The following is a 24,451-nucleotide window of genomic DNA, read 5'->3' on the forward strand; positions in this document are numbered from 1 at the left end:
ACCGGCCGCCCGTCACCGGAGACGCAGGGACCGCCCGGGTCCGACCAGGCGTCGGCGGCGACCGGGTCGGACGGGATCGAGTTGTACTCGATGACCAGGCTCGGGTTGTTCTTGAACTTCTTCCACGCGTACACGTCGGTCTCGCTGGTGGCCCGCAGACCGATCGTGACGTTGGGCCACTTCTTGGCGGCGGCGTCCACGACCTGCGAGGTGACGTCGAACTCGACGCCGCCGGGCAGGCAGGACGAGCCCCAGCCCTTGGCCACGTTCACGGTGGAGAGCAGCTTGACCCACGAGGGCTGCTTGTTCCAGGTCGTGGCCTTGCTGATGGTGTTGGTGGCCCAGGCCTCGACCTTGCGGGCGCTGCACGAGTACGACCACGTCTCGTACGTGCGCAGCGTGGCCTTGATGATCTGCTTGCCGTGGATGGTCGCGCCGGTGTTCATCTGGAAGAACGTGCGGTTCTTCTGCGACTCGACGTGGCCGACCCGGGCGACGTCGCTGGAGTTGAGGTAGTTGGAGTTGGGCCAGTTGCTCCAGACCGCCGTCCAGGCGTTGCGGGCGGCCGAGAAGTACGGGTCGAGATAGACGGGGAACTTGGTGTTCGGGTCCGTCATCATCTTTCTGTCGGGCTTGAGCCGCAGTTGCTTACCCGCGAGTTCCACGCCCATCGTCGCCTCGCGCGCCTCCGGGGAGCGGCCCTCCTTGAGCGCCTGCGGGCTCGTGATGCCCTTGGAGTCCCACATCTTCGGGGTGGGCGCGGTGAAGATCGTGCCCTCGTTCTTGTCGACGGCCTCGATGTTGCCCGCCTTGTCCGACTCGACCGACAGGCCGGAGGCCGACAGCGGGAACGTCAGCTCCGTCATGCTCTCCGCGGCGGCCCGAGACTTGACCACCAGGATGTGGGAGAAGCCGTCCACGTCCGCGGTGACCTGGAGGTCCACGCCGGGCATGACCTCGGGGTAGGTGGCGGTGTCGCCGTTCAGCGTGGGCTTGGGCAGGGTGCCCTGCCAGCCCAGCTCCAGGGACTTGGCGCCGCGCGACAGCTTGGCCAGCGGGGCGTTGCCGCCGCCGGAGAACCTCAGCCCGATCGCCGTCGCGGCCGGGCTGACAGAGCCGTCGGGGTTGAGGCGGAGCGTGGTGTCGACGGGGACCCAGCCGCCCGCCTGCCTGACGCGCACCGGGCGGACGTTCAGCTCCATCGAGAGCGTGCCGTCCGGTTTGGCGAAGACCTGGCGGGTCTCCGTACGCATCGATTCGATCTCCACCGGCCGGCCGGCGCTCCGAGCGGCCGCGACCGCGGACTCCTCGGCTTTCGGCGGCTCCTGGACGGCCTTCGGTGGTTTCGGCACATCGTCGGCCTGGGCGGCGACCGCCGGAGAGATGGTTAAGATCAGCGCCGCCGTGAGCAGCCCATGTACTACCCGCATACGTCCTCGCCCGTGTTGAGCAGGGGTTACGCGCGGAACAAGAGCTGCCCGGCGTTTCCACGATCTTCGGATGGACGATCGGATTTTCACCCGCCCCGGAACCGGGAGTCCAGGGTTTTGTGCATTCTGCTCGAATATTTCTTCAGGGGCCGAATCTGCGGGTGAGGCCGAGGAGCTCGGGTTTGGCGGCTCTCGTGTGCCACTCGCGGTCGGGATCGGGCACCAGCCGGCGGGTCTTCAGGTCGAGCAGGCCGCTCACGTGGCTCACCTCGGCCGCCACGGTGCCGTCCACGCGCCGCAGGAGATGGTGCACCCGGTAGGTCTTCCCGTCGCTCCACTCCCAGTCGCAGGTGACGTCCACCTCGTCACCGCCGCGCAGCTCGCGGTGGTATTTGATGACGGTCTCGAGGTTGACGGGGCCGAGGCCGCTGTCGAGCAGCTCCTCGACCGACACCCCGGCGGCCCGGACGCAGGCGAAGCGGGCGTGGTCGGCGTACTGGATGTAGAAGCCGCCGTTGAGGTGGAGCTGCGGGTCGATCTCGTAGATGCGGACCTCGAGGCGGACGCTGAAGGGCTCAGTCACGGGGCTGTGCGTCATCGGGGGCTCCTTGTCCGGCCAGCCAGTGCAGCGAACGTTCGGTGAGATAGCGGCGACCGTCCTCGCGGACCTCCAGCCAGTCGCCGCGAACCCAGCCGCCGGCGGCCTGGGGGGAGAAGCCGTGCTTGCGGAACAACGCGCTGGCTTCAGCCCTGGTCAGGCCATCGCGCCCCCATTCGGCGATGAGCGCTCGATGCCGGCTGTCTGCTGGGGGTTGAGCCGGATCGGCCGAGATCGCATCCGCCAGCGCCGCGAATCCGGCGCTGATCTGGCGTAGCGCCGCGGCTATCTGATCTTTCTGCGGCCATGGCTCCATGTCCATAGGTTAGCAATTGCTACCGATTGGTGAGCATTGTCGATGGCGATCGGTGAGTGTTACCGTCTTTCATGTGTAAGAAGAATCTTACATATGACCGAAGTCTCTGACCAGGGAGCATTGCCATGAAGGCCGTCCGCTACCACTCCTACGGCTCGCCCGACGTCATCAAGCTCCTGGATGTCGACAAACCCGAGATCGGCGACGATGACGTGCTGGTCCGCGTCCGGGCGGCCTCCGTCAACGCGGGGGACTGGCACCTCCTGCGCGGCCTGCCCTACATCTTCAGGGCGCAGGCCGGGCTGACCCGCCCCAAGGCCCACCTGCTGGGCGGCGACCTGGCCGGGGAGGTCGTGGCGGCCGGCAAGAACGTCACCGCGCTGCGGCCCGGCGACGAGGTGTACGGCTTCTGCCGTGGCGCGTTCGCCGAGTACGTGTCCGTTCCGGCGGAGGGGTTCGTGGTGCGGAAACCCGCCGGGCTGACGTTCGAGGAGGCGGCGGCCGTGCCGGTGGCGGCCGTCACCGCGTTACAGGCCCTCCGTGACAAAGCGCAGGTCAGGGCCGGGCAGAAGGTGCTGGTCAACGGCGCCGGGGGCGGGGTGGGGCCGTTCGCGGTGCAGATCGCCAAGGCGTTGGGCGCCGAGGTGACCGGCGTGTGCGGGCCCGGGAACGTGAAGATCGTACGCTCGATCGGCGCCGATCACGTCGTCGACTACACCAAGGAGGACTTCACGCGGAGCGGCGAGCGCTACGACGTCATCCTCGACAACGTGGCCAACCGCTCCCTGGCGGACTGCCGGCGCGTCCTCGCCCCTCAGGGGATCTATCTGCACAACAGCGGCGACAAGGGCGGGCGCTGGGTGGGGGTCATGACCCGCATCATCCACGTGATGGTGTCGTCCCTGTTCGTACGGCAGAGCCTGCTCGCCGGATACGTGGCCGACGAGAACACGGACGATCTCGTGGCCCTGCGCGACCTGCTCGAAGCGGGGAAGATCAGGCCGGTCATCGACCGGACCCACCCGCTGAGCGAGGTCCCCGAGGCGATCGGCTACATCGAGCGCGGCCACGCCCGGGGCAAGGTCGTCATCACCATGGCATGACGGCGGGATTGTCGGTGGCGGTTGAAAGGATCGGGCCCATGTCCGATCTCACCTCCGCGATCACCGGCTACTGGGACGCCGCCGCCCCCACCTTCGACGAGGAGCCGGACCACGGCCTGCGGGCCGACCGCACGCGTGCCGCCTGGGACCGCCGCCTGCGCGCCTGGACCCCGGCCCACCCGGCCGACGTCCTCGACGTGGGCTGCGGCACCGGATCCCTGGCCATGCTGCTGGCCGCGGCCGGGCACCGGGTGACCGGCGTGGACGTGGCGCCACGGATGGTCGAGCAGGCCCGCGCCAAGCTGTCGTCCGCCGGGCTCGCGGGCCGGTTCCTGGTCGGCGACGCCGCCGCCCCGCCCACCGGCGACGACCGCTTCGACGTGGTGCTCTGCCGGCACCTGGTGTGGACCCTGCCCGACCCCGGGGCGGCGCTGCGCGAGTGGGCCGGCCGACTGCGCCCGTCCGGCAGGCTCGTGCTCGTGGAGGGACGCTGGCGGGAGACCGGGCAGCCCTATGTGGAGGGAGCCGGATCGCTGCCCTGGAACGGCGGTCTCAGCGCCGCCGACCTGGCCGCCGCCGTCCGCCCGCTGGTCGCCGACCTGCGCGTCGAGCCGCTCAGCGACGACACCGACCTTTGGGGCAGTCCCGTGCACGACGAGCGCTATGCGATCATCGCCGATGCCTGACACAACGACTGGATCCCGCTGGGGCACGGCCACGTGCTGCAATCCGGCCAGGGCGCGCTCCCCCACCGCCTGTTCGAGCAGGACGCCGGATAATCGGTTGAGCGGGTTTCGGTGGGGCTGCGAGCATCGTGATCCGTGACGGACACCGAGGCCGGGCGCGTCGCCGGTGGCATGAGCGGCGGCACGTGTGTCTTCTGCCGGATCGTCGAAGGGGTCGAGCCCGCACAGACGATCCACGAGGACGACCACACGATCGCTTTCCTCAACCTCGCCCAGGCCACCAAAGGGCACACGCTCGTCGTGCCGAGAGCGCATCATCGGGATCTGACGGACATCCCGCTCGACGAGGCGGCCCACGTCATGCGGGCCACCGTGGAGGTGGGGCGCCGGCTCACGGGCGCGCTGGGGGTGGAGATCCGCCGGTTCCGGTCAGTGCCCCGCCGCCTCTCCTGAAGCGGCGGGGCACTCACCCGTCAATCAGTTCTCGCCGAGCTTCCCGGCCCCGGCGTCGTACCTGTCCATGCCATCGCCCACGCCGGCCAGGTCGATGCCCCCCGTTGCCGGAAAGCAGGTCGTCGCCCGACTACATCTCGATCACGTTGCCGGAGCCGCCGATGGTGGCGGCCCCGTTCCCCGAGATGAGGTTGTCCCGCCCCGGCGCCAGGTTCGCCCGCATCGGCAGGCGCGTACGGTTCCGCAGCGTGTCGTCGCCCGGCCCGGTGACCGCCACGATCGACTCGATCTCGTCGGCCGGGCAGGCCACCCGGTTGGCGCTCTCCCGCCTGCACGGCGCGGACGCTTCGATCCTGTCGCCGGAGTTCGAAACGATCACCCAGCGGCCGGACAGGGACAGGTCGATGTTGTCGGACGCGTCGCCCCCGTAGACGTACAGTTCCGAACCGGACACGCTCACGTCGGTCGTGGCGTGCGCCGGCCCGGCGACGGCCAGCAGCGAGGCGGCCAGCGTCCCTCCCACGGCCAGCGCCCGCACGCCGTGCGCGCGCAGAGCGCTGATCCGCGGCCGCTTGCCGTTCCCCCGTGTACTCATCAATTCCCCCTGTGTTGGATGGCTCGCCCCGCGTGTCCGGGACCTTGGATGAGTACGGCGCCACGACGGCCGCGCTCCTGTGACGAAGCGGAGACACGTTCTGTGGTTTTGCCATGTTCGCCGAGGAGCCGGGCATAGGACAGGCCATAGCCTTGTTTTCAGGCGTCCGTCATAGCGAGCGTGGACGGAAGAGGGGCGTACGGTGCGCACACGCCCTCCGGCAACAAACGACTCCACACCTTCCACAACAGCACCGTTAGCCTCCATACCCCCGACAGTGGCATCACCAACCGCCACCACAATCTCCGAAGAAGAGCCCTGTCCTGCGGCTTTGCCGGGTGGCCGGGCCGCGATGGGCTCGATCAACAGTTGCTTAGCTATATCGTTCGATATAGCATCCGAGCCATGATGCACGCACGTCGCGGCCCCGAGCGGGGCCCCACCGGGCGCTTCTTCGGTCCTGGCGAGCTTCGCCTGGCCATCCTGGCCCTGATCGTCGAGCGGCCCGGTCACGGTTACGAGGTCATGGGCCGCCTCGCCGACCGCTTCAACGGCACCTACGAGCCCAGCGCCGGCTCCATCTACCCCACCCTCCAACTGCTCGAGGACGAAGGACTCGTACGCGTCGAGCAGACGGACGGCCGCAAGGTCTACCACGTCACCGAGGACGGCAGGCGGGCGGCCGAGGAGCAGGCCGACGTGATCGAGCGGCTGTGGGGGCGGGCGGCGAGCAGGGGCGAGTGGGGGATGTTCCGCGAGCCCGAGGCCGCCGAGATCGTCGGGCCGGCGTTGCGCCTGGTCAAAGCCGCCGTGAAGGCGCTGGCCCACGCGCACGGCGACCCGGCCGTGGTCGAGCGCATCCAGGAGGTCTTCGTGGAGGCTCGCCGCAGGATCGAGGAGCTGGACACCAGGAGACGGCCATGGAAGGAGGCGCCATGAGGCGGAGCGTCGCACGGCGGTTACTCGACCGGATGTTCCTCACCGGCGAGGTGGTCGAGGTCGAGGAGATGGCCGCCCGCATGCGGCGGGTCAGGATTGGGGGAGAGGCGCTCGCCGACCTGGAATGGACGCCCGGCCAGCACGTGCGCCTCTTCATCGGCGGCGGCGGCCTGCTGGGCGGCGTCCTGCGCACCTACTCGATCTGGCGGCACGACCCGGCCTGGGAGGCCCTCGACCTGATCGGCTACGACCACGGCGGCGACTCGCCGGGCGCCTCCTGGATCAGGACCGCCGAGCCCGGCATGGAGATCTCCTTCACCAGGCCGGACGGCAGTTTCGTCACGCAGGAAGCCCGTTACCACCTGTTCGCGGGTGAGGAGACGGCCTCGGTGGCGTTCGGCGCGATGTTGCGGGCGCTCCCGGAAGGCGTCGCGGCATACGGCGCGGTGGAGGCCGAGGGGCCGGGCGACCATCTGGAGCTGTCCAAGGAGCTGCTCAAGGTGTGCCGGGGCGGCAAGCCGGCGGCCAGGTCGGAGGTCCTGGTCAACGCCGTCAGGGAGCTGGACCTGCCGGATGAGCCCGGCGTGGCCTACCTGGCCGGGGAGGCGCGCACGATCCAGGCCATCCGTGCCCACCTGGTCAACGAGCGCGGCTGGCAGCGCAGGGACGTCCGTACGAAGCCCTTCTGGACGCCCGGCAGAAAGGGGCTCGACTAGAGCGGTGCGACAGGCCCTCGTAGCGTGATAGTAATACCGGTATAGTTATTGGTAACGCACGCGAGGAGGGGCCATGATCGAGCTGAAGAGTGCCGGGGAGATCGACGCGATGCGGGAGGCGGGGCGGGTCGTCGCCGCCGTCCACGCCGCGGTGCGCGAGCGGGCCGCCGTCGGCGTCTCGCTGAAGGCGCTCGACGAGGTGGCCCGGACGGTCATCGAGGACGCGAAGGCGGGAGCGTCGTTCCTCGGCTACCACCCGTCGTTCGGCGCGACCCCGTACCCGGGGGTGATCTGCACGTCCGTGAACGGGGTCATGCTGCACGGCCTGCCGAGCCCGTACCGGCTGCGTGACGGCGACCTGATCAGCGTCGACTGCGGCGCGTTCGTGGACGGGTGGCATGCCGACGGCACGGTCAGCTTCGCGGTCGGCGAGCAGCGCGCGGAGGACCTCAAGCTCATCAGGGTCGCCGAGGAGACGCTGGCCGCCGGCATCGAGGCGGCCGTGCCCGGCGGCCGGATGGGAGACATCGGCCACGCCATGTCCACGGTCGGGCGCGGCGCGGGATACGGCATGCAGAACGACTTCGGCGGCCACGGCATCGGGCGGGCCATGCACGAGTCGCCGTTCGTGCCCAACGAGGCCCGCGCGGGACGCGGGATGCGGCTGCGTCCCGGCCTGGTGATCGCGATCGAGCCGAGCCTGATGGCCGGGGGCGACGACGAGTACTACATGTCCGAGGACGGCTGGTCGGTGTGCTCGGGAGACGGCAGCAGGAGCGTGCACGTCGAGCACACGGTCGCCATCACCGCGGACGGGCCGGTCATCCTCACCGTGCCGTAGGCTCCCGCATCCCGAACGGGAACCTGGTGCGCCGCACCGGCACGTCGTAGGCCGGCGCGATCGCGACGACGAACGTGATCCGTGGAAGTCGTCCTGGGAGCCGAACACCGGCGACGCGTGGAAAACACCGGCCCGACCACCACCAGAGCGCGCCAGGAGCGCCGTTCGGGGGCGGTCGGAAGGGGCGGGTCGTTACGCATGGTCATGATCACCTCCCGTATGTACCAGTCTGAGGCCCCGAATGCGCCCGCGCCAAGGTCTGTGGCGAGGTGGGAAAAGGTACAGGAGTCACCACGGGGAAGCACTGCCACGTCAAGATCGACGATCTACATATCGGTTCGGCCATGCGCGCCATTTCGCCAGGTCAAGAGCGAAATTGTGGGCGTTTGTCGAAGTTGGGGGCCGGGGACATTCACTCTCGGCAGCTACGGAGAGTAGTGGACAGGTACCAGAGAGGAATCGATATGTACAGACATGGGCTCGTTCTGGCCGGCCTCGTCGCCGGGATGGCTGTGTTCGGCGGCTCCGCGTTCGCGGCCACCACCGGCTTTCCGAAGGACCACGACGACAACAGGAAGATCCTGTTCGTCTGTGGCGACGACAACTACATCGCCGGTGGCGACATCAACAAGAACGAGAACAAGCTGCTGAACATCGAGACCGGCGACATCCTCGGCATCCTCAGCGCCCACAGCGAGGACGACAACCGGAAGTGCACGCTCGCTTAAGCAGTCTCCTCAGCGGTTGAGAAACGTAACCACGGGGCCCGCCTGTCAGGCCGGGCCCCTTGGTCTTGCTCAACCACTCGTCTGTGAGAGAAGCGCCCACAGGGTCAAAAGTGAAAATTGTGGGCGTTTGTCGCAGTCGAGCGTCGGGGACATCTCCGTCCGACAGCTACGGAGAGTAGTTGAAATGCATCAGAGAGGAATCGACATGTACAGACATGGACTCGTTCTGGCCGGCCTCGTCGCCGGGATGGCCGTGTTCGGCGGCTCCGCGTTCGCGGCCACCACCGGTTTCCCGAAGGACCACGACGACAACAGGAAGATCCTGTTCGTCTGTGGCGACGACAACCTCATCGCCGGCGGCGACATCAACACGAACGAGAACAGCCTGCTGAGCGTCAAGACCGGCGACATCCTCGACATCCTCAGCCGTCACGACGAGAACGACAACCGGAAGTGCACGCTCGCCTAAGTAGTCTCTTCGGCGGTTGAGAAACGTGACCACGGGGCCCGCCCGCAGGGTCGGGCCTCACGGTCTCGCCCAGTCTCGTCTGTGAGAGAGGCCTCGCGCAGGTGGTCGGCCCGCACTTCGAATCCGCGTCCGTCACCCACGCAGGGCCACTCGGAGGCGGTGGTTGCGAACACCTCGCCAGAACAGCGATGCCGCTACGGGACCTGCTCCTCGGCGGCCGATGCCGAGGGGCAGGTCCCCGTAGTCTCACCCTTCGTACGCGAACGAAGCGTCGAAGGAGTTGCGGGCGATCCGGTCGAGCTGCTCGTCCGTCATCCCCAGCTCCCGCTGGAGCGCCGCGTAGTTGTCCTCGACGTAACCGCCGAAGTACGCGGGGTCGTCCGAGTTGACGGTCACGACGAGCCCTTCGTCCAGCATCGCGGGCAGGATGTGATCACGCAGGGACGGCACGGCGCGCAGCCGTACGTTCGACAGCGGGCACACCGTCAGCGGGATCCGCTCGTCCCTGAGCCTGGCCACGAGCTGCGGGTCCTCCATGGCCCTGATCCCGTGGTCCACCCGCTCGACGCGCAGGATGTCCAGCGCCTCCCACACGTAGTCGGGCCCGCCCTCCTCGCCCGCGTGCGCCACCCGGTGCAGCCCTTCGGCGGCCGCGATCTCGAAGACCCGCCTGAACAGCGACGGCGGGTAGCCCACCTCCGCCGAGTCCAGCCCCACCCCGATGAACGACTCCCGGTACGGCAGCGCCGCCCGCAGCACCTGCTCGGCCTCATCCGCCCCCTGGTCACGCAGGAAACACAGGATCAGCGCGGCCGACACGTCGCCGTCCTTCAGGGCCGCCGACAGCCCGCCGAACACGACCTCCAGCGGCACGCCCCGGCTCAGGTGCGCCTGCGGGTCGAAGAAGATCTCCGCGTGCCGCACGCCCTGCTCCTTGGCCCGTCGCAGGTAGGCGGCGGCGAGGTCGTAGAAGTCCTCCTCGGTGCGCAGGACCGCCATGTGCTCGTAGTAGAGGTCCAGGAAGGACTGCAGGTCGGTGAAGGAGTAGCGGGAGCGGATGGCGTCCACGTCGAAGGTCGGCAGGTCGATCCGGTTACGCCGGGCCAGCTCGACGACGAGCTCGGGCTCGAGGGTGCCTTCGATGTGCAGATGGAGCTCTGCTTTGGGACGCATGACCACGAGTAAACCCGACCCCGCGAGGCCGGAGTATCGTGCGAACCTCTGAACTCTTGGCTATTGAGCTGGCATAACATCAGATTTCATGAGGCTGTCGGACCTGCTCGCGCGCGACGACCTGCGGCTGACGCTGGTGACGGGTCACGAGGGGGTCGACCGCGAGATCCGGCGCGCGTACCCGACGGACCTGCCCGACCCCCGACGCTACCTGCAGTCCGGCGACCTCGTGCTCACCAGCGGCGTCTGGTACGGCGAGCCGGCCGACTGTGAGCGCTTCGCCGACGCGCTGTGGGCCACCGACGCCGCCGGCCTGGTCGTGGGGCTGATCGTGCTGGGAGAGCTGCCCGAGGAGCTGGTCAAGGCGTGCGAACGGCGCCGGCTGCCGCTGCTCCTGGCCGCTCCCGACCAGTCGTTCGGCGTGATCACGCAGGTCGTGACGGCCGAGGGGTTCGCGGCCGAGCAGCGCAGGGCCGAACGGGTGAGGGCGCAGACGCTGCTCGACGTGCTGGGCCACATCCCGCCGGGCGAGGTCTCCGCGCACCTGCGGCTGCTCGGCGCCGACCCGGGCCTGCCGACGGCCGCCATGGCGATCACGCGGACAGGACCGGCGAATGACGAGTACGACCTGCCCGAGGTCCTGCACGAGGGCCTGGCCAGGAGGGGCCGGCACCTGATCGTCGGCGGCACCTCGCAGGAGGCGATCGTGCTGGTCAACGGCCGGGCGTCACGCAAGAGCCTGGCCGACGAGCTGCGCGGCCTGGTGGCCGAGCGCCCCGGGCTGAGCATCGCCGCCGGGATCAGCGAGATGGCGGCCAGCGTGTCACAGCTCGGCGAGGCGCTGGAGACGGCCAGGCGGGGCATGGAATCGGCGCGGGGCGGCCCGGGGCCGGTGTCGATCATGTCGGTGGCCGACATCGACAGCTTCGACCTGCTGATGGCCGCGCTGCCGGCCAGCGTGCGCCGGTCCTTCCGCGATCACCTGCTGGGGCCGGTGGAGGAGTACGACGCGCGGCACGGCTCCGAGCTGCTGCGCACGCTCGACATCTTCCTGGAGACGTGCGGCTCCTGGCAGCGCACCGCCGACGAGCTGTACGTGCACGTCAACACGTTGCGCTACCGGATGCAGCGGATCGAGGAGCTGACCGGGCGGCGCATGTCGTCGATGCGCGACCGTACCGACCTCTACCTGGCGCTGCGGTCAGGGAGAGACGGGCAGGCGGCCCGCGACGACGCGCCCCCGTGAGACCACGGCCACGATGTTCTCCGTGGCCAGGTCCTCGATGCGCTCCCACGGACGCCCGCGCAGCACGACGAAGTCGGCGCCCAGCCCCGGCGCGATCCGCCCCACGGGCATGCCGATCGAGTCGGCCGCGTCGGAGGTGGCCGCGCGCAGCGCGGACTCGGCGTCCATGCCGAGCACCCGCGTCATGTGGACGACCTCGGCGAACTGGTCGCCGAACTGCACGTGGTGGCCGTTCGCGTCGGTGCCGAGCACGAACCGCACGCCCAGCGCGGCGGCCTGGGCCAGCAGCACGTCGCGGCGGGCGATCAGCTCGGCGGCCTTGGCACTGGCCTCGGGCGTGACGGGGACGCGGCCCTCGGCGATGGCCTCGTTGATCAGCAGCGTCGGCGCGACCGGCGTGCCCCGGGCGGCCAGCGTCTCGGCCAGGTCCTTGCTCATGAGCGTGCCGTGCTCGATCGAGTCGACACCCTCCTCGACGGCCACGCGGATGCCGTCCTCGGAGTGGGCGTGCGAGGCCACCAGCATGCCGAGCGCGTGCGCCTCGTCCACGACCGCCCTGATCTCGTCGCGGGTGTAGTTGCGCCAGGCGTTCTTGTCGCCGATCGACAGCACGCCGCCGCTGGTCGTGAGCTTGATGCCGTCCATGCCGGCGCGGGCCCAGGCGCGTACGAGCTTGCGGCACTCGTCGGGGCCGTCCGCCGTGGGCTTGCGCACGGGGAACGCGGGCGGCACGAACAGGTCGTTGTGCCCGGCCGTCATCCCCACCACGCCGTGCACCTGGACGCGCGGCCCGGGCAGGACCCCGGCGTCGAACACCCGGCGCAGCGCGATCTGAGCCTCGTCGCCCGCCAGGTCGCGCAGGGTCGTCACGCCGTGCCGCATGGCCCGCTGGGCGTGGGCGGCGCCGTGCAGCACCTGCTCGTCCCGGGTGGTCACCAGCGGCCAGGTCGCGAAGTCCGGCGGGTCGCCGGGTCCCGCGTAGCCGACCAGGTGCACGTGCGTGTCCACCAGGCCGGGAAGCACGCACAGACCGTCGTGGCCGGGCAGGGCGTCCGGCTGCACGCTGATGATCCGGTCCGGCTCCCAGCTCAGATCGACTGGGCCGCGATATTCGATACCGTCCCAAAGGGGGATTCCGTCGAGTCTCATTTCAGGCACGACGCTACCGGAGCCGCCGGGTGGCTGGAGGGATCTACGGTCCTCGGGTGGCGCTCTCGTAGGGACCTACAGGGCTCGCCAGCGGTTTTCCCGCATTCTCCCTGCGTGACGGCTTCCGGTGCCCGGGCGTCCAAAACCACCGTCACACGATGGTAATAATCAATGGATACCGTCCTGACCTGCACGTTCACCGCCGCTCAAGGATGAATTATGGCTATTTCCCTCGATCGCCGCGCGTTCCTGCGGACAACAGGTCTGGCTGGTCTGGCGCTCGGCCTGGCCGCCTGCGGCGAGCCCACGGCCGCCGGCGGCGGCGGAGAAACGAGCGGGCTGGGCTCGGTCAAGCTCCAGCTCTCCTGGAAGAAGAACGTCGAGTTCGCCGGCGAGTACTTCGCGGACACCAAGGGCTACTTCAAGGCCGCCGGGTTCTCGCAGGTCGAGCTCCTGTCGGGCGGTGGCTCCGGCACCTCGGTCGAGTCGGGCCTGGCCACGGGCCGCTGCTGGGCGGGCCTGTCCGCGCCCACGATCACCGCCCCGGCCGTCCTGCAGGGCGCCCAGCTGAAGATCGTCGGTGCGACCTTCCAGAAGAACCCGTTCGCGATCGTCTCGCTCAACAAGAACCCGATCAAGGACGCCAAGGACCTGGTCGGCAAGAAGATCGGCGTTCAGGACTCCAACGAGCTGGTCTGGAACGCGCTGCTCAAGGCCAACAACCTCGACCCGTCGAGCGTGACCCGCGTGCCGTTCCAGTCGGACCCCTCGATGCTCACCTCCGGGCAGCTCGACGGTTACGTCGGCTACGTCACCAGCGGTCCCGTACGGCTGCGGATGCAGGGCCACGACCCCGCCTACCTGCTGTTCGCCGACGCCGGCCTGCCGCTGGTCGCCGAGACGTTCACGGTGACGCAGGAGACGATCGACAAGGAGCGCGACAAGCTCAAGGCGTTCCTGACCGCCGAGATCAAGGGCTGGAGGGACGCCGTCGCCGACCCGGCCAAGTCCGCCGAGCTGGCCGCCACCGTCTACGGCAAGGACCAGAACCTCGATGTCAAGGAGCAGACCGAGGAGGCCAAGATGCAGAACGAGCTCGTGGTCACCCCCGACGTCAAGGCCAACGGCCTGTTCACGATGACGCCGGAGCTGATCGAGCAGAACATCGCCTCGCTCGCCAAGGCCGGCCTGACCATCAAGGCCGAGCAGCTGTTCGACCTGACGATCCTGGACGAGATCTACAAGGCCGACCCGAGCCTGAAGCTGTCATGACGGGGATCAGCATCGCGGGGCTGAGCAAGTCCTTCGGCAAGGGAGTGACCGCGCTCCAGGGCGTCGACATCCAGACGCCGAAGGGCTCGTTCCTGTCGCTGCTCGGCCCCTCCGGCTGCGGCAAGTCCACGGTGCTGCGCATCCTCGCCGGGCTGGAGGAGCCCACGTCGGGCGAGATCCGGGTGAACGGCGAGACGCCCGAGGAGCTGCGCAGGAGCCACCACCTCGGCATCGCCTTCCAGGACTCCGCGCTGCTGCCCTGGCGCAGCGTCGCGGCCAACATCCGGCTGCCGCTGGAGGTCGCCGGGCTCAAGCCGGAGCCCGGCGTGATCGAGGACCTGATCAAGCTGGTCGGGCTGGAGGGGTTCGAGAAGGCCCGGCCCGCCGAGCTGTCCGGCGGCATGCGGCAGCGCGTGTCCATCGCCCGCGCGCTCGTGGTCAAGCCCAGCGTGCTGCTGCTCGACGAGCCGTTCGGCGCGCTGGACGACATGACCAGGCAGCGGCTCAACCTGGAGCTGCTGCGCATCTGGACCGAGAAGCCCGCCACGACGCTCATGGTCACCCACGGCATCGGCGAGGCCATCTTCCTCTCGGACGTGGTCGCCGTCATGAGCCCGCGCCCGGGGCGGGTCATCGAGATGGTGGAGATCGGGCTGCCCCGGCCCCGCACCCCCGAGATGATGCGTACGCCCGAGTTCCACGCGATCCACGACCACCTCAGCGACCTGCTGTTCGGGCACGGCGCATGAGGCGCGTCCAAGGGCTGCTCGGTGTCGTCGCGCTCGTCGCGCTGTGGTGGCTGCTCGCCGTCACCGTGTTCGCCGGCGGCGGCGCGGTGCCCACCCCGTGGGCGGTGCTGGCCGCCATGGGCGCCGACGGCTGGGCCTTCTACGGCCCGAACGTCTCGGCCACGCTCGGCGCGGCGGTCCAGGGCTTCCTGTGGGGCAACGGGCTGGCCATCGGCGTGGCGCTGCTGGTGCTGCTCGTGCCCCGGCTGGAGGCCGTCGCCACCCAGCTCGCCGTCATCAGCTACTGCATCCCGCTGCTCGCCATCGGCCCCATCGTGCTGGTGGTCTTCGGCGGCGACGCCACCGTGGTCTTCCTCGCCGCCATCTCCGTCTTCTTCACCACGCTCATCGGCGCCCTGCTCGGGCTGCGCTCCGCCGACCGGGCCAGCCTGGACGTCGTCACCGTGTACGGCGGCGGCCGGCTGGCCAGGCTCCGCTACGTGCAGATCATCTCCGCCCTGCCCAGCACGTTCGCGGGCCTGAAGATCTCCGCGCCCTCCGCGCTGCTCGGCGCGATCATCGGCGAGTACCTCGGCAGCAACGACTCCGGGCTGGGCGTCTCCCTGATGATCTCCCAGCAGCAGTTCCAGGTGCCGCGCACGTGGGGGCTCGCGCTCGTGTCCGGGCTGATCGCCGGGCTCGGGTACGCGATCGTCGCCCTCCTCGCGCGCGTGGTCACCCCCTGGTCGAGAGGCGAGTCACAGTGATCGGCCGCACCGTGCTGAGGATCGTCGGGCCGCTGGTTCCTTCCGTAGTCATCGTCGTGGCCGCGTGGTGGGTGGCCCTGGAGGCGTTCGGGATCAGCCCGCTCGTCGGCAAGCGCCCGCCGCAGGTCTGGGAGTACCTGACCTCGTCGGCCGCCCATCGCGAGGCCGTGTTCGGCGCGCTGGGCATCACGATCAGGGACGCGGCCATCGGGTTCGCCACCGGGATGATCGCCGCCATGGTCGTGGCGGTCGCGTTCGTGCTGTTCAGGACCGTCGAGCAGACGTTCATGCCGGTCGCGATGCTGCTGCGCTCGGTGCCGCTCGTGGTGATGACGCCGCTGATCACCCTGATCTTCGGCCGCGACCTGCTGGGCGTGGCCGTGATCGGCGGCATCGTGGTCTTCTTCCCCGCGCTGGTGAACATCGCCTTCGGGCTGCGCTCCGCCTCGCCGCAGGCCACCGACCTGATCATGGCGTACGGCGGGACGCGCCTGACCGTCCTGCGCAAGGTGGCCGTGCCGACCGCGATGCCCTCCGTCTTCGCCTCGGCCCGGATCTCCGTGCCCGCCTCGATCATCGGGGCGCTCATCGCGGAGTGGCTGGCCACGGGCCGGGGGATCGGCGCCGAGATCCTGCGGGCGATCGGCGGCTTCCGCTACGACGAGGTGTGGGCGGACATCGTGGTGGTCACCGCCGTGTCGATCCTGGCGTACGCGATCGTCGGCGTGGTCGAGTCGTTGGTCCTGGCCCGCTTCTCCGACCGCTCGTAAGCGGGGAGTTTGCGGGCCCGGCCGCGGTCCTGTGTGCGGGGGAGACGCGGCCGGACCCGCTCGGAAGGGAGCGCGTGGGCGTGCGGTGGGATACCGGCGGGTGTGGCCGGTGGAGGCCCGACGCTCCCGTGGCTCAGGGGGTGGCGAGGATCTGGGTCCAGGTTGGTCCCTTGGCGTTGTGCCCGACACCGATGTGGGTGAAGGAGCAGTTGAGGATGTTGGCCCGGTTTGCTGAGCTCTTGAGCCAGCCGCTCATCACGGAGGCCGCGGTGGGCTGGCCCATGGCGATGTTCTCGGCGGCTGAGCTGAAGGAGAAACCGGCGGCCCTGATGCGCCGGTCGAACGTGCGGCCGTCGCGTGAGTCGTGCGAGAAGTAGTTGTTCTCCCCCATGTCGGCCGAATGGCGTTCGGCGGCGAGGTGCAGCCTGGGGTCGTGGATGAGGGGACGGCAGCCCTTCTTCGCCCTGGCCCTGTTCGTGATCTTGACGACCTCCGTCTCGATCGAGGACGCGAAGCCGCCGCCCGACGCGCACGACAGCCTCACCGGGCGTGACCGGCTGCCGCGCCCCTTGGAGTCGACCGCGACCACGTAGTAGCTGCGCGGGGTGGGGGAGCACCGCACGCCTGCGGTGATCCGCCCGGTGCCGACCGTCTTCGAGCCGCTCTTGAGGACCCGGTCGGAGCCCGACGCGACGACGTGGATGCGTACCCTGAGCCGGGCCTGGTCGGTGCAGCCCGTCCTGGTGGCGGTGCCTCGGACCACGCCCCTGGTCACGACCGGCTTGGCCGCGACCACGCGGCACGTCTGCGCCGAGGCAGCCTGGGTGGCCTGGGTGGCCTGGGTGGCCGCCTGCGCGGCGGTCGCGGGGAAGCTCAACGCCGCCAGACTCCCGAGGCAGATGAGTGCCTGGAGCTGTCCGCGCATTCTTTCCTCCGGTTCAGGGCTCGACATTGCGTCGAACCCGCATTCTGGCGCTCCCGAGTCGACCATGTACGGAGATTTCAGACCTAACTTGGAGCTCCAAGTGGCTGAATCGTGATCCAGCCCGGTAAACCACAGCGGCCCCCTGAGCGTCAGAGGGCCGCGCGGATTCAGGTGCCGGCTAGCACTGCACGGGCTTCAGCCAGGAGCATTCGAGATCTCCCGCCTCGCCCTGCTCCGTGGCGCGGAGCTGCGTGGCGTCGGCGGTCGCGGTGGCGCGCGTGAACTGGGCGAGCCGGATGGCGATCTTGTCCTCGATGTCCTTGGGGGAGCCGGACAGGTACTGGTTCAGCATGATCGAGAAGATCAGCGGCTCGCCCTCGGCGCTCGTGACGTACCCGGACAGCGAGGTCACCCCGGTCAGCGAGCCCGTCTTGGCGTGGACGTTGTTCGCGGCCGGCGTGTTCCGCATCCGGCTGCGCAGGGTGCCGCCCACGAAGCGCTCGGCGTTGCCCGCGATGGGCAGGGACTCGTACCAGGTGGTGAACCAGGGCTTGCTCCGCACCGCCGTCAGCAGCTGCACGATCGAGCCCGGCGAGAAGCCGTCACGGCGCGACAGGCCGGAGCCGTCCCGCATGTTGATCACCTGCACCCCGTTCGCCTTGGCGAAGTCGGTGCTGACCTTGAGCCCGGCCGACCACGTGCCCTGGTTCGCGACCTTGCGGCCCATGGCCTTGGTGAGGATCTCGGCGTGGATGTTGTTGCTCAGCTTCAGGAACGGGACCAGCAGCTCGCCCAGCGTCATCGACTGGTGCCCGGCCAGCTCCTTGGCCTCGGCCGGGGCGGCATCCGTGACGGTCGGCCCGAGCACCTTGACGCCGTGCTTGGTCAGCGACGTGCGGAACAGCGACGCGACGTACGCCGTGGGGTCGTCCACGGCCACCCACTCCTGGTACGGGTCCTTCACCGTGCCGGTGATCACGACGGTGCGGCTGTTGTGCTGCCGCTCGATGAGCACGTCGGTCTCCGAGCCGACCGTGGCCTTGTTGACGATCTTCAGGTAGCCGGTCTCCGGGGTGGTGGACACCTTGACCTTGTCACCGTCGGCGGCCACGGAGACGATCACCGAGCCGGCGTCGTAGTCCCTGTCGGGCGAGGCGGTCAGCGCGGAGATGGGCGCCGCGTAGTAGGCGGTCTCGTCGTCCCACGACCAGTCGTTGCCGAGCCGCTGCGAGTCGAACCAGGTGTCGTCGGTCACCAGCTTGCCCGTCACGACCTTGACGCCCGCGGCGGCGACCTTGGCGGCCAGCGCGTCGTAGTCCTCGGCCAGCATGGTCGGGTCGCCGGTTCCGCGCAGCACCAGGTCCCCGGCCAGCAGCGACCCGGCCTTGCGGCCCGAGGAGAGCACGGTGGTGGAGAAGCGGTAGTCGAGCCCGAGGGTCTCGGCGGCCGCGGCGGAGGTGAACAGCTTGGTGTTGGAGGCGGGGGTGAGGAGCTTGCCCGCGTCCGTGGCGTACAGCTCCTCGCCGGTGGCGGCGCTCTTGACGACCACGCCCGCTCTGGCGATCGTGAGCCGGGAGTCGCTGAGGATCTTGTTGATGTCCTGGTTGAGGTCCGCCACGCCCGCGGAGGGCTCCAGGGCGACGGCTGGGGAGGAGGGGCTGGACGCCCACGCGAGGGCCGCGACAAGCGTGCCCGCGACGAGGGATGCTGAGGTGCGCCGCATGGGGGGTCTCCAAATGAATGGGGAATCGCCATGCCAGCGTGGATCACCGCAAGCCAGCTGTAATCCGCAAATATCCGTATTTGTCGGGAGACTCTGGGCGGACGCGTCAGAAGGACGGCTGGCCCGAGCTCACCATGAAACCGCAGTCGCCGAACGAGATCTCGTCACCCGACCGCACCCGCGCCGGCCCCACCAGTCGCCACCCGTTGAGCCGGGTGCCGTTGAGCGAGCCCAGGTCCACCAGCATCCACTCGCCGTCGTCCTCGCGGCGCAGCTCGGCGTGGACCCGGGAGACGGTTAAGTCCGACAGGACGAGGTCGCACGCCGACCCGCGCCCCACCACGTAACGCAGCCGGTCGTCGTCGGGCAGTGCCAGCTTGGGCAGCCGGGGACGCCGCCACGCGGACTGCACCCGGGTGGTGAACTCGGAGACCGACGCGACGGCGTCGGTCAGCCGCTGCCTGATCGTCGGCTTGCGCGGCAGGTCCGCGACCAGTTTGTCGAGCTCGTGCCGGTTCTGCGCGCGCAACGCCTGGTCAACCCGGCCTACGAACGTGTCGTGGGAGATCCGGCCCTCCACGGCCTGGTCCCTGAGCTCACCGATCGCGCGGTCGCGTTCCCCGTCTGATGCGCGAAAAGGCGGCTGCGTCGAGCTCATGTAGCGAGTATCGGACCGAAGGGCGCTCGCTGTCCAGAAAACGCGGATCGCTTGCAAGGGGCATACTCGGTATGCATACTCAGTATCCATGTCGATCAGACACGGACTGCTCGCGTTGCTGAGCAGCGGACCGCGTTACGGCTATCAGCTCAGGGTGGAGTTCGAGGCGTCCACGGGGGCGACCTGGCCGCTGAACATCGGCCAGGTCTACACGACGCTCTCCCGGCTTGAGCGCGATGGCCTGGTGGCCCCAGGGGGAGCCGACGAGCAGGGCCGCGCGGTCTACACGATCACCGAGGCCGGTCGGGAGGAGCTGGAGCGATGGTTCAGCACCCCCGTCGCCCAGTCCGACCGGCCTCGGGACGAGCTGGCCATCAAGATCGCGATGGCCGTGGCCGGTGGCCTGGACGTGGCCGAGGTCATCCAGACCCAGCGCGTGGCCACCATGCGCGGGCTGCAGGAGCTGACCCGGGCCAAACGGGCCGCGGCAGGTGGGTTCGCACAGCGGCTGGTCCTCGACTCGCTGATTTTCAAGGCCGAGGCGGAGCAGCGCTGGCTGGACCACTGCGAGGCCGTTTCCAAGCAGATGTCCAAGGAGCAAGAGCGATGACTGTGGTGAGTTTGCGGGACGTGACCCGCGAGCACGGCCAGGTGCAGGCCCTGAAGGGCGTGAGCCTGGAGGTGGCGGCGGGGGAGCTGGTCGCGGTCATGGGCCCGTCGGGCTCGGGCAAGTCGACCTTGCTCAACGTGGCGGGCGGTCTCGACCGGCCCACCTCGGGGACCGTGACCATCGAGGGCGAGGACCTGACCAGGGTGAAGGACCTGGCCGCGCTCAGGCGCACCAGCGTCGGGTACGTCTTCCAGGACCTGAACCTGATCCCGTCCCTGACGGCCGCCGAGAACGTGATGCTGCCGAGGGAGCTTGACGGCGTGCGCTCCGGGACCGCCCGCGAGGAGGCGCTGGCCGTGCTCGCCGAGGTGGGGGCCGGGGAGGTCGCCGGCCGTTTCCCCGAGGAGCTGTCCGGCGGGCAGCGCCAGCGCGTGGCCATCGCCAGGGCGCTGGTCGGCGAGCGGCGGCTGCTGCTGGCCGACGAGCCGACCGGCGCGCTCGACACCGCCACCGGGGACGAGATCCTGCAGCTGCTGCGCACCCGTTGCGACGAGGGCGCGGCGGTCCTGCTGGTCACCCACGAACCGCGGTACGCGGGCTGGGCCGACCGGGTGGTCTACCTGCGTGACGGCGTCATCGTGGAGTCGAGCGCCGTGCGGCTGGAGAGCGCCCGATGAGCGCGTTCCGCGCCGCGCTGCGCATCTCCCGCAGGGACGCCCTGCGCTTCAAGGGCCGTACCGCCCTGATCATGGTGATGATCGGCCTGCCCGTCCTGGTCATCACGGCGGTGCTCACCGGCGCCGCCACCACGAGCATCACCCTCCGCGACCAACTGGACTCGCAACTGGGCGCGGCCGACGCCCGCATCAACACGCTTCCGTTCCGCATCCAGGTCGAGCAGAGCGCAGACGGACAGTCCACCTACCAGAGCGGCTCGCAGGGTCGCGGGCAGCCGTGGACGCCCGCCGAGATCGGCACGCTGCTCCCGGGCCGCCTGCTCCGCTACCAGTCGAATGTCGTCCAGGCCCGCCTGGCGGACGGCTACAGCAGGGTCGACGTGTTCGAGGCCGATCTGCGCGACCCCTTGACCAGGGGGATGCGCCGCCTGGTCGAGGGCAGGTTCGCCGCCGCACCCGGCGAGGTCGCCGTGTCCCCCGCGCTGATCGACAGCGGGGTCCGGATCGGCGACACGATCAAGACGTGGCGGCCGGACCGCACCGTGCGGGTGGTCGGGGTCGCCGAGCACCCGAACCGGCCCGGCGTGCGCGAGATGCTCGCCCTGCCGGACGGGCTGCTCCCGCACCAGAACGACGGCAACAGCAGCGGCTGGCTCATCGACACAGCCGCCCCCGTCCAGTGGCCGGACGTGCGGAGGCTCAACAAGGCGGGCCTGGCCGTCAACTCGCGGGCCTTGATCGAGCGCTCCGACGCCGGCGACTTCGGTCCCCGGGACCTGCACGGGCTGGTCGAGCTGGGTGTCGCCGTCGTGCTCATCGTGACCGAGACCGTCCTGCTCGCGGGCCCCGCCTTCGCGGTCGGCCTGCGCCGCAGGCGCAGGGAGCTGGCCGTGATCGCCGCGCAGGGCGGCTCCGGGCGGCACCTCAAGACCATCGTGCTGGCCGACGGCATGGTGCTCGGCGGCGCGGCGGCCCTGCTGGGCGGCGCCCTGGGCATCGGCGCCGGGCTGCTGGGGGAGTGGTTCGCGGCCCGCCGGCTGGACTGGACGCACGGTCCGGCGGACGTGCCGTGGGCGCAGGTGCTCGGCGTGGCCGCGTTGGGCGTGGTGAGCGCGCTGACCGCGGCCATCGTGCCCGCGATCCAGGCGAGCCGGCAGAGCCCCGTGCACGTGCTGGCCGGGCGTGCCGCCGTGGACACGTCGGGCCGCGCGGGCCGTCCCGTGCTCGGGGCCGCGCTGGTGCTGCTCGGGCTGGCCGCGACGGGGGTCGCCCTGCACCGGGGCATGCTGTCGGTCGCGCTGGCCTCGACACTGGTGGTGTTCGGGCTGGTCGCGCTGATGCCGTGGCTGGTCCAGGCCACGGGGCGGCTCGCCGGGCGGCTGCCGCTCCCGCTGCGCCTGACCGTGCGCGACGCCTCCCGCCACCGCGTCCGTACGGCCTCCGCCACCGCCGCGGTCATGGCGGCCACGATGGGGGCCGTCACGCTGGGTATCGGCCTCAACAGCAACTATGTCGACCAGGAGGCGAGACGCAACTCGATCGTCCCCGCGGACACCTTGATGGTCCGCGCCTGGAAGACGGACGATCAGGGGTGGGCGCGGGTGCGGGCGCTCGTCCAGCAGAAGCTGCCGGGCGTGAGCCTGGTCAACGGGCTGAACGTGAACGACGCGCAGGGTAAGCCCCTCAGCCTGAGCGTCGCCCTGCCGGAGGACTGCACGTCCCTGTGCGAGCCCCGCGACCATGACTACGGCTCCGCGGAGGTGGCCGACGAGGAGGTGCTCGCCTTCCTCCAGAAACGCAGGGATCCGCGGGCGGCGGCGGCACTGGCGGCGGGCAAGGCCGTGGCGTTCAGCCCGGGCGCGGTGCGCGACGGCGTCATCAGGATCCATGTCGAGGACTGGGACGACAAGCTGGTCACGACCCTCCGGATCCCCGCCGTGGCGGCGGCGCCGGCCGAGGCCGGTCAGACAGGCGTGCTGATCCCACCGTCCGTGCTGACGCAGGCGGGACTCAAGGTGCTGCAGCGGACCTTTTACGCGGCGTACACAGATGTCGACGATCAGCGGCTGACCACGGAGATCAAGATCCTCATCGGCGAACAGGCCTACGCCCTCGCGGAGCGGGGCAACGCCGAGAGCCGCTTCGTCACCCTGCTGGTCCTGCTCGCGGCCGCGCTGGTCCTTGTGCTCGGCGGCACGTTCGCGGCCACCGGGCTGGCCGCCGCCGACATGCGCCCGGACCTCGACACCCTGTCCGCCGTCGGCGGGACCGCGCGGGTGCGCAGGCTCGTGGTGGCGGCCCAGGCCGCCTACATCTCCGGCCTCGGCGCCCTGGTGGGCCTGGTGGCGGGCACCGTCAGCGGCATCGCGCTGACCTGGCCGCTGACCCGGAGGGCTTACGGGACCATGGAGCTCTTCAACCCGGGAGCCACGACGATCGCCGTCCCCTGGCTCTTCCTGGCCGGGGTCGTGGTGGGGTTGCCTCTGCTGGCGGCGCTGACGGCCGGGCTGTTCACGCGGACGCGTCTGGTGCTGGCGCGCCGGGTGGCGTGAGGCGGTACCTCAGCGTCATCAGCACCGACAGGAAGATGATCAGTGCCGGGACCGCGGTCTGCCCGATCAGGACCGCGGTCACCGCGCTGTCCGGCTGCTCGACCGGCCTGCTCGGCTCGGACTCGATGAAGCCGCCGATCGACAGGATCACCCCGAAGATCAGCGCGCCGAACGCGCTGACGCCGCTCTCGATGGCCGTCCACAGCCCGGTCAGCACGCCCGCCCGCCGCTTGCCGGTCTCGGCCGCGTCCGCCGCGATCACGTCCGCCAGCATCGAGAACTGCAGCAGTTGCACCCCCGCGTAGCCGACGCCGACCACCAGGATCGTCACGTGCGCCCACACGATGCCGAGGACCGGCGTGGCCAGGGCCGCCGTGGTGCCGCCGGCGTACAGGAGCGCCGCCAGGATCATCGCGCCCCGCTTGTCGAAGCGCTTGGCCAGGCGCACCCACAGCGGCATCGTCAGCAGGATCGGGCCGACCAGCGCGGCGAAGAGCGTCTGCGTGGCCTTCGGCGAGCCGAGCGTGTACGCGGCGAAGTACGGCGCGGCGGCCAGCATCATGCTCACGGCGAGCATCTGCGTGCAGGCCAGCATGGTCAGCCACAGGAACGGCCGGTTGCCCTTGATCGCGGCGAACTGCTCGCGCCACCCTCCCCGGTCCGCCTCCGGCGCGCCGGTCATGGGCGCGCGGGCGGTGCCGAAGAAGGAGCCCAGCATGGCGAGGAGCAGGATGACCGCGATCACCGCGGCCATCAGCCGGTAGCTGTCCAGCGTGCCGTGCTCGCCCTGGCTCGTGACGATGGCCGGGGCGAGCACGCCGCTGACCGCGGTGGCCGCGCCGATGAAGATCATGCGCCACTGCAGCAGCGAGGTGCGCTCGTGGTAGTCGTGGGTCATCTCGCCGGGCATCGCCTTGTACGGCACCTCGAACAGCGCGTACGCCGTCGCCGTCACGAGGAAGCACACCCCCACGTAGAGCGCGGCGGGCACGCCCGTCAGCGGCGGCCCCGCGAACACCAGGAAGAACGCGATCGGCAGCGTGCAGGCGCCCGCCAGCAGCCAGGGCCGCCGGGGGCCCAGCCGCGACCGGGTCCGGTCCGACCAGCGGCCGATCAGCGGGTTGACGATCAGGTCCCAGACCTTGGGCGCGGTCACCACGACCCCGGCCAGCCAGGCGGGCACGGCCAGGAAATTGGTCATGTAGTACAGCAGGAGCAGGCCGGGCACGGTGGAGACCGTGGCCGTGCAGAAGGACCCGACGCCGTAGCCGAGGCGCACGCCCCTGGAGACCGTGGACGAGCGCACCGCCGGTGTGATCATTTACTC

26 protein-coding genes are annotated in these 24,451 nt (G+C 70.1%); 16 read left to right on the plus strand and 10 right to left on the minus strand.

What is annotated here, in order from left to right; translation table 11 throughout:
• The 3 genes from ACWDX9_RS19565 to ACWDX9_RS19575 all read right to left on the minus strand — a co-directional run.
• Positions 1 to 1,430, minus strand: a 1,430-nt coding sequence (locus ACWDX9_RS19565; protein ID WP_449955689.1) for a DNRLRE domain-containing protein, incomplete at its 3' end; no start/stop codon positions are given.
• Between the two features lie 142 nt (positions 1,431 to 1,572).
• A complete protein-coding gene (locus tag ACWDX9_RS19570; RefSeq protein WP_449955692.1) occupies positions 1,573 to 2,028 on the minus strand; it encodes an acyl-CoA thioesterase in 456 nt (151 codons plus the stop codon).
• A complete protein-coding gene (locus tag ACWDX9_RS19575; RefSeq protein ID WP_449955695.1) occupies positions 2,006 to 2,344 on the minus strand; it encodes a hypothetical protein in 339 nt (112 codons plus the stop codon). Before ACWDX9_RS19575 ends, ACWDX9_RS19570 begins: the two co-directional genes overlap by 23 nt.
• A 125-nt stretch (positions 2,345 to 2,469) precedes the next feature.
• Here ACWDX9_RS19575 and ACWDX9_RS19580 point away from each other — a divergent pair, with 125 nt between their 5' ends.
• The 3 genes from ACWDX9_RS19580 to ACWDX9_RS19590 all read left to right on the plus strand — a co-directional run bounded on the left by ACWDX9_RS19580 (position 2,470) and on the right by ACWDX9_RS19590 (position 4,586).
• Complete coding sequence (locus ACWDX9_RS19580) at positions 2,470 to 3,447, plus strand: NAD(P)-dependent alcohol dehydrogenase (protein WP_449955698.1); 978 nt, start codon at positions 2,470 to 2,472, stop codon at positions 3,445 to 3,447.
• A 38-nt stretch (positions 3,448 to 3,485) separates the two neighbouring features.
• Positions 3,486 to 4,133: a class I SAM-dependent methyltransferase gene (locus ACWDX9_RS19585; protein ID WP_449955701.1), complete on the plus strand. Its 648-nt coding sequence runs from the start codon at positions 3,486 to 3,488 to the stop codon at positions 4,131 to 4,133.
• A 135-nt stretch (positions 4,134 to 4,268) separates the two neighbouring features.
• Positions 4,269 to 4,586 (plus strand): HIT family protein, encoded by a 318-nt coding sequence (locus ACWDX9_RS19590; protein WP_449955704.1) that lies wholly within the window; start codon positions 4,269 to 4,271, stop codon positions 4,584 to 4,586.
• Between the two features lie 130 nt (positions 4,587 to 4,716).
• Here the strand turns inward: ACWDX9_RS19590 and ACWDX9_RS19595 are convergent, their stop codons facing one another.
• Complete coding sequence (locus ACWDX9_RS19595) at positions 4,717 to 5,181, minus strand: hypothetical protein (protein ID WP_449955706.1); 465 nt, start codon at positions 5,179 to 5,181, stop codon at positions 4,717 to 4,719.
• 405 nt (positions 5,182 to 5,586) lie between these two features.
• Between ACWDX9_RS19595 and ACWDX9_RS19600 the strand changes: the two genes are divergently transcribed.
• The 5 genes from ACWDX9_RS19600 to ACWDX9_RS19620 all read left to right on the plus strand — a co-directional run bounded on the left by ACWDX9_RS19600 (position 5,587) and on the right by ACWDX9_RS19620 (position 8,874).
• Positions 5,587 to 6,120, plus strand: coding sequence for a PadR family transcriptional regulator (locus ACWDX9_RS19600; RefSeq protein ID WP_363976163.1), 534 nt, complete (start codon positions 5,587 to 5,589; stop codon positions 6,118 to 6,120).
• Entirely contained in the window at positions 6,117 to 6,836 is a 720-nt protein-coding gene (locus ACWDX9_RS19605; protein ID WP_449955709.1) for a siderophore-interacting protein, read from the plus strand. Before ACWDX9_RS19600 ends, ACWDX9_RS19605 begins: the two co-directional genes overlap by 4 nt.
• 73 nt (positions 6,837 to 6,909) lie before the next feature.
• Entirely contained in the window at positions 6,910 to 7,677 is a 768-nt protein-coding gene (gene map, locus ACWDX9_RS19610) for a type I methionyl aminopeptidase (RefSeq protein WP_363976157.1), read from the plus strand.
• Between the two features lie 464 nt (positions 7,678 to 8,141).
• A complete protein-coding gene (locus ACWDX9_RS19615; protein WP_192787646.1) occupies positions 8,142 to 8,405 on the plus strand; it encodes a hypothetical protein in 264 nt (87 codons plus the stop codon).
• A 205-nt stretch (positions 8,406 to 8,610) separates the two neighbouring features.
• Complete coding sequence (locus tag ACWDX9_RS19620) at positions 8,611 to 8,874, plus strand: hypothetical protein (protein ID WP_355208778.1); 264 nt, start codon at positions 8,611 to 8,613, stop codon at positions 8,872 to 8,874.
• 246 nt (positions 8,875 to 9,120) lie between these two features.
• Here ACWDX9_RS19620 and ACWDX9_RS19625 read toward each other — a convergent pair whose 3' ends face one another.
• Complete coding sequence (locus ACWDX9_RS19625) at positions 9,121 to 10,047, minus strand: adenosine deaminase (RefSeq protein ID WP_350729620.1); 927 nt, start codon at positions 10,045 to 10,047, stop codon at positions 9,121 to 9,123.
• A gap of 88 nt (positions 10,048 to 10,135) precedes the next feature.
• Here ACWDX9_RS19625 and ACWDX9_RS19630 point away from each other — a divergent pair, with 88 nt between their 5' ends.
• Entirely contained in the window at positions 10,136 to 11,293 is a 1,158-nt protein-coding gene (locus ACWDX9_RS19630) for a PucR family transcriptional regulator (RefSeq protein ID WP_449955714.1), read from the plus strand.
• Here ACWDX9_RS19630 and ACWDX9_RS19635 read toward each other — a convergent pair.
• Positions 11,249 to 12,442 carry a metal-dependent hydrolase family protein gene (locus ACWDX9_RS19635; protein ID WP_449955717.1) on the minus strand — a complete coding sequence of 398 codons (1,194 nt, stop codon included), beginning with the start codon at positions 12,440 to 12,442 and terminating at the stop codon, positions 11,249 to 11,251. The two genes, ACWDX9_RS19630 and ACWDX9_RS19635, sit on opposite strands and share 45 nt — an antisense overlap.
• 219 nt (positions 12,443 to 12,661) lie before the next feature.
• Here ACWDX9_RS19635 and ACWDX9_RS19640 point away from each other — a divergent pair, with 219 nt between their 5' ends.
• The 4 genes from ACWDX9_RS19640 to ACWDX9_RS19655 are packed head-to-tail and all read left to right on the plus strand — an operon-like array spanning position 12,662 to position 15,979.
• Positions 12,662 to 13,714: an ABC transporter substrate-binding protein gene (locus tag ACWDX9_RS19640; protein ID WP_449955720.1), complete on the plus strand. Its 1,053-nt coding sequence runs from the start codon at positions 12,662 to 12,664 to the stop codon at positions 13,712 to 13,714.
• A complete protein-coding gene (locus ACWDX9_RS19645) occupies positions 13,711 to 14,463 on the plus strand; it encodes an ABC transporter ATP-binding protein (protein WP_350729627.1) in 753 nt (250 codons plus the stop codon). The genes ACWDX9_RS19640 and ACWDX9_RS19645 overlap by 4 nt, the downstream gene beginning before the upstream one ends.
• Positions 14,460 to 15,209 carry an ABC transporter permease gene (locus ACWDX9_RS19650; protein WP_350729629.1) on the plus strand — a complete coding sequence of 250 codons (750 nt, stop codon included), beginning with the start codon at positions 14,460 to 14,462 and terminating at the stop codon, positions 15,207 to 15,209. Before ACWDX9_RS19645 ends, ACWDX9_RS19650 begins: the two co-directional genes overlap by 4 nt.
• Complete coding sequence (locus ACWDX9_RS19655; RefSeq protein WP_449955723.1) at positions 15,206 to 15,979, plus strand: ABC transporter permease; 774 nt, start codon at positions 15,206 to 15,208, stop codon at positions 15,977 to 15,979. The genes ACWDX9_RS19650 and ACWDX9_RS19655 overlap by 4 nt, the downstream gene beginning before the upstream one ends.
• 133 nt (positions 15,980 to 16,112) lie before the next feature.
• Here the strand turns inward: ACWDX9_RS19655 and ACWDX9_RS19660 are convergent, their stop codons facing one another.
• The 3 genes from ACWDX9_RS19660 to ACWDX9_RS19670 all read right to left on the minus strand — a co-directional run bounded on the left by ACWDX9_RS19660 (position 16,113) and on the right by ACWDX9_RS19670 (position 19,285).
• Complete coding sequence (locus ACWDX9_RS19660) at positions 16,113 to 16,904, minus strand: CAP domain-containing protein (RefSeq protein ID WP_449955726.1); 792 nt, start codon at positions 16,902 to 16,904, stop codon at positions 16,113 to 16,115.
• Between the two features lie 178 nt (positions 16,905 to 17,082).
• A complete protein-coding gene (dacB, locus tag ACWDX9_RS19665) occupies positions 17,083 to 18,627 on the minus strand; it encodes a D-alanyl-D-alanine carboxypeptidase/D-alanyl-D-alanine endopeptidase (protein WP_449955729.1) in 1,545 nt (514 codons plus the stop codon).
• 106 nt (positions 18,628 to 18,733) lie between these two features.
• Positions 18,734 to 19,285 (minus strand): DUF1707 and FHA domain-containing protein, encoded by a 552-nt coding sequence (locus ACWDX9_RS19670; RefSeq protein ID WP_350729636.1) that lies wholly within the window; start codon positions 19,283 to 19,285, stop codon positions 18,734 to 18,736.
• Between the two features lie 88 nt (positions 19,286 to 19,373).
• On the opposite strand from ACWDX9_RS19670, the gene ACWDX9_RS19675 reads away from it, so the two are divergent.
• Genes ACWDX9_RS19675 through ACWDX9_RS19685 form a run of 3 tightly spaced genes read left to right on the plus strand, consistent with a single transcriptional unit; the run spans position 19,374 to position 23,124 of the window.
• On the plus strand, positions 19,374 to 19,895 hold the full coding sequence (locus tag ACWDX9_RS19675; RefSeq protein ID WP_449955731.1) for a PadR family transcriptional regulator: 522 nt from the start codon (positions 19,374 to 19,376) through the stop codon (positions 19,893 to 19,895).
• Complete coding sequence (locus tag ACWDX9_RS19680) at positions 19,892 to 20,572, plus strand: ABC transporter ATP-binding protein (protein ID WP_449955734.1); 681 nt, start codon at positions 19,892 to 19,894, stop codon at positions 20,570 to 20,572. The genes ACWDX9_RS19675 and ACWDX9_RS19680 overlap by 4 nt, the downstream gene beginning before the upstream one ends.
• Positions 20,569 to 23,124, plus strand: a complete 2,556-nt coding sequence (locus tag ACWDX9_RS19685) for an FtsX-like permease family protein (protein WP_449955736.1) — start codon at positions 20,569 to 20,571, stop codon at positions 23,122 to 23,124. Before ACWDX9_RS19680 ends, ACWDX9_RS19685 begins: the two co-directional genes overlap by 4 nt.
• On the opposite strand, the gene ACWDX9_RS19690 is transcribed toward ACWDX9_RS19685, so the two are convergent.
• Entirely contained in the window at positions 23,084 to 24,445 is a 1,362-nt protein-coding gene (locus ACWDX9_RS19690; protein WP_449955739.1) for an MFS transporter, read from the minus strand. The two genes, ACWDX9_RS19685 and ACWDX9_RS19690, sit on opposite strands and share 41 nt — an antisense overlap.
• Positions 24,446 to 24,451: the final 6 nt, after the last annotated feature.

The sequence above is a fragment of the Nonomuraea sp. NPDC003201 genome (genome assembly GCF_053590415.1).

What these genes read in the sequence shown, in the direction of transcription:
- ACWDX9_RS19570 (WP_449955692.1), bottom strand. Translation starts at nt 2,028, where the DNA reads ATGACGCACAGCCCCGTGACTGAGCCCTTCAGCGTCCGCCTCGAGGTC.
- ACWDX9_RS19575 (WP_449955695.1), bottom strand. Translation starts at nt 2,344, where the DNA reads ATGGAGCCATGGCCGCAGAAAGATCAGATAGCCGCGGCGCTACGCCAG.
- ACWDX9_RS19580 (WP_449955698.1), top strand. Translation starts at nt 2,470, where the DNA reads ATGAAGGCCGTCCGCTACCACTCCTACGGCTCGCCCGACGTCATCAAG.
- ACWDX9_RS19585 (WP_449955701.1), top strand. Translation starts at nt 3,486, where the DNA reads ATGTCCGATCTCACCTCCGCGATCACCGGCTACTGGGACGCCGCCGCC.
- ACWDX9_RS19595 (WP_449955706.1), bottom strand. Translation starts at nt 5,181, where the DNA reads ATGAGTACACGGGGGAACGGCAAGCGGCCGCGGATCAGCGCTCTGCGC.
- ACWDX9_RS19600 (WP_363976163.1), top strand. Translation starts at nt 5,587, where the DNA reads ATGATGCACGCACGTCGCGGCCCCGAGCGGGGCCCCACCGGGCGCTTC.
- ACWDX9_RS19605 (WP_449955709.1), top strand. Translation starts at nt 6,117, where the DNA reads ATGAGGCGGAGCGTCGCACGGCGGTTACTCGACCGGATGTTCCTCACC.
- map (WP_363976157.1), top strand. Translation starts at nt 6,910, where the DNA reads ATGATCGAGCTGAAGAGTGCCGGGGAGATCGACGCGATGCGGGAGGCG.
- ACWDX9_RS19615 (WP_192787646.1), top strand. Translation starts at nt 8,142, where the DNA reads ATGTACAGACATGGGCTCGTTCTGGCCGGCCTCGTCGCCGGGATGGCT.
- ACWDX9_RS19620 (WP_355208778.1), top strand. Translation starts at nt 8,611, where the DNA reads ATGTACAGACATGGACTCGTTCTGGCCGGCCTCGTCGCCGGGATGGCC.
- ACWDX9_RS19625 (WP_350729620.1), bottom strand. Translation starts at nt 10,047, where the DNA reads ATGCGTCCCAAAGCAGAGCTCCATCTGCACATCGAAGGCACCCTCGAG.
- ACWDX9_RS19630 (WP_449955714.1), top strand. Translation starts at nt 10,136, where the DNA reads ATGAGGCTGTCGGACCTGCTCGCGCGCGACGACCTGCGGCTGACGCTG.
- ACWDX9_RS19635 (WP_449955717.1), bottom strand. Translation starts at nt 12,442, where the DNA reads ATGAGACTCGACGGAATCCCCCTTTGGGACGGTATCGAATATCGCGGC.
- ACWDX9_RS19640 (WP_449955720.1), top strand. Translation starts at nt 12,662, where the DNA reads ATGGCTATTTCCCTCGATCGCCGCGCGTTCCTGCGGACAACAGGTCTG.
- ACWDX9_RS19645 (WP_350729627.1), top strand. Translation starts at nt 13,711, where the DNA reads ATGACGGGGATCAGCATCGCGGGGCTGAGCAAGTCCTTCGGCAAGGGA.
- ACWDX9_RS19650 (WP_350729629.1), top strand. Translation starts at nt 14,460, where the DNA reads ATGAGGCGCGTCCAAGGGCTGCTCGGTGTCGTCGCGCTCGTCGCGCTG.
- ACWDX9_RS19660 (WP_449955726.1), bottom strand. Translation starts at nt 16,904, where the DNA reads ATGCGCGGACAGCTCCAGGCACTCATCTGCCTCGGGAGTCTGGCGGCG.
- dacB (WP_449955729.1), bottom strand. Translation starts at nt 18,627, where the DNA reads ATGCGGCGCACCTCAGCATCCCTCGTCGCGGGCACGCTTGTCGCGGCC.
- ACWDX9_RS19670 (WP_350729636.1), bottom strand. Translation starts at nt 19,285, where the DNA reads ATGAGCTCGACGCAGCCGCCTTTTCGCGCATCAGACGGGGAACGCGAC.
- ACWDX9_RS19675 (WP_449955731.1), top strand. Translation starts at nt 19,374, where the DNA reads ATGTCGATCAGACACGGACTGCTCGCGTTGCTGAGCAGCGGACCGCGT.
- ACWDX9_RS19680 (WP_449955734.1), top strand. Translation starts at nt 19,892, where the DNA reads ATGACTGTGGTGAGTTTGCGGGACGTGACCCGCGAGCACGGCCAGGTG.
- ACWDX9_RS19685 (WP_449955736.1), top strand. Translation starts at nt 20,569, where the DNA reads ATGAGCGCGTTCCGCGCCGCGCTGCGCATCTCCCGCAGGGACGCCCTG.
- ACWDX9_RS19690 (WP_449955739.1), bottom strand. Translation starts at nt 24,445, where the DNA reads ATGATCACACCGGCGGTGCGCTCGTCCACGGTCTCCAGGGGCGTGCGC.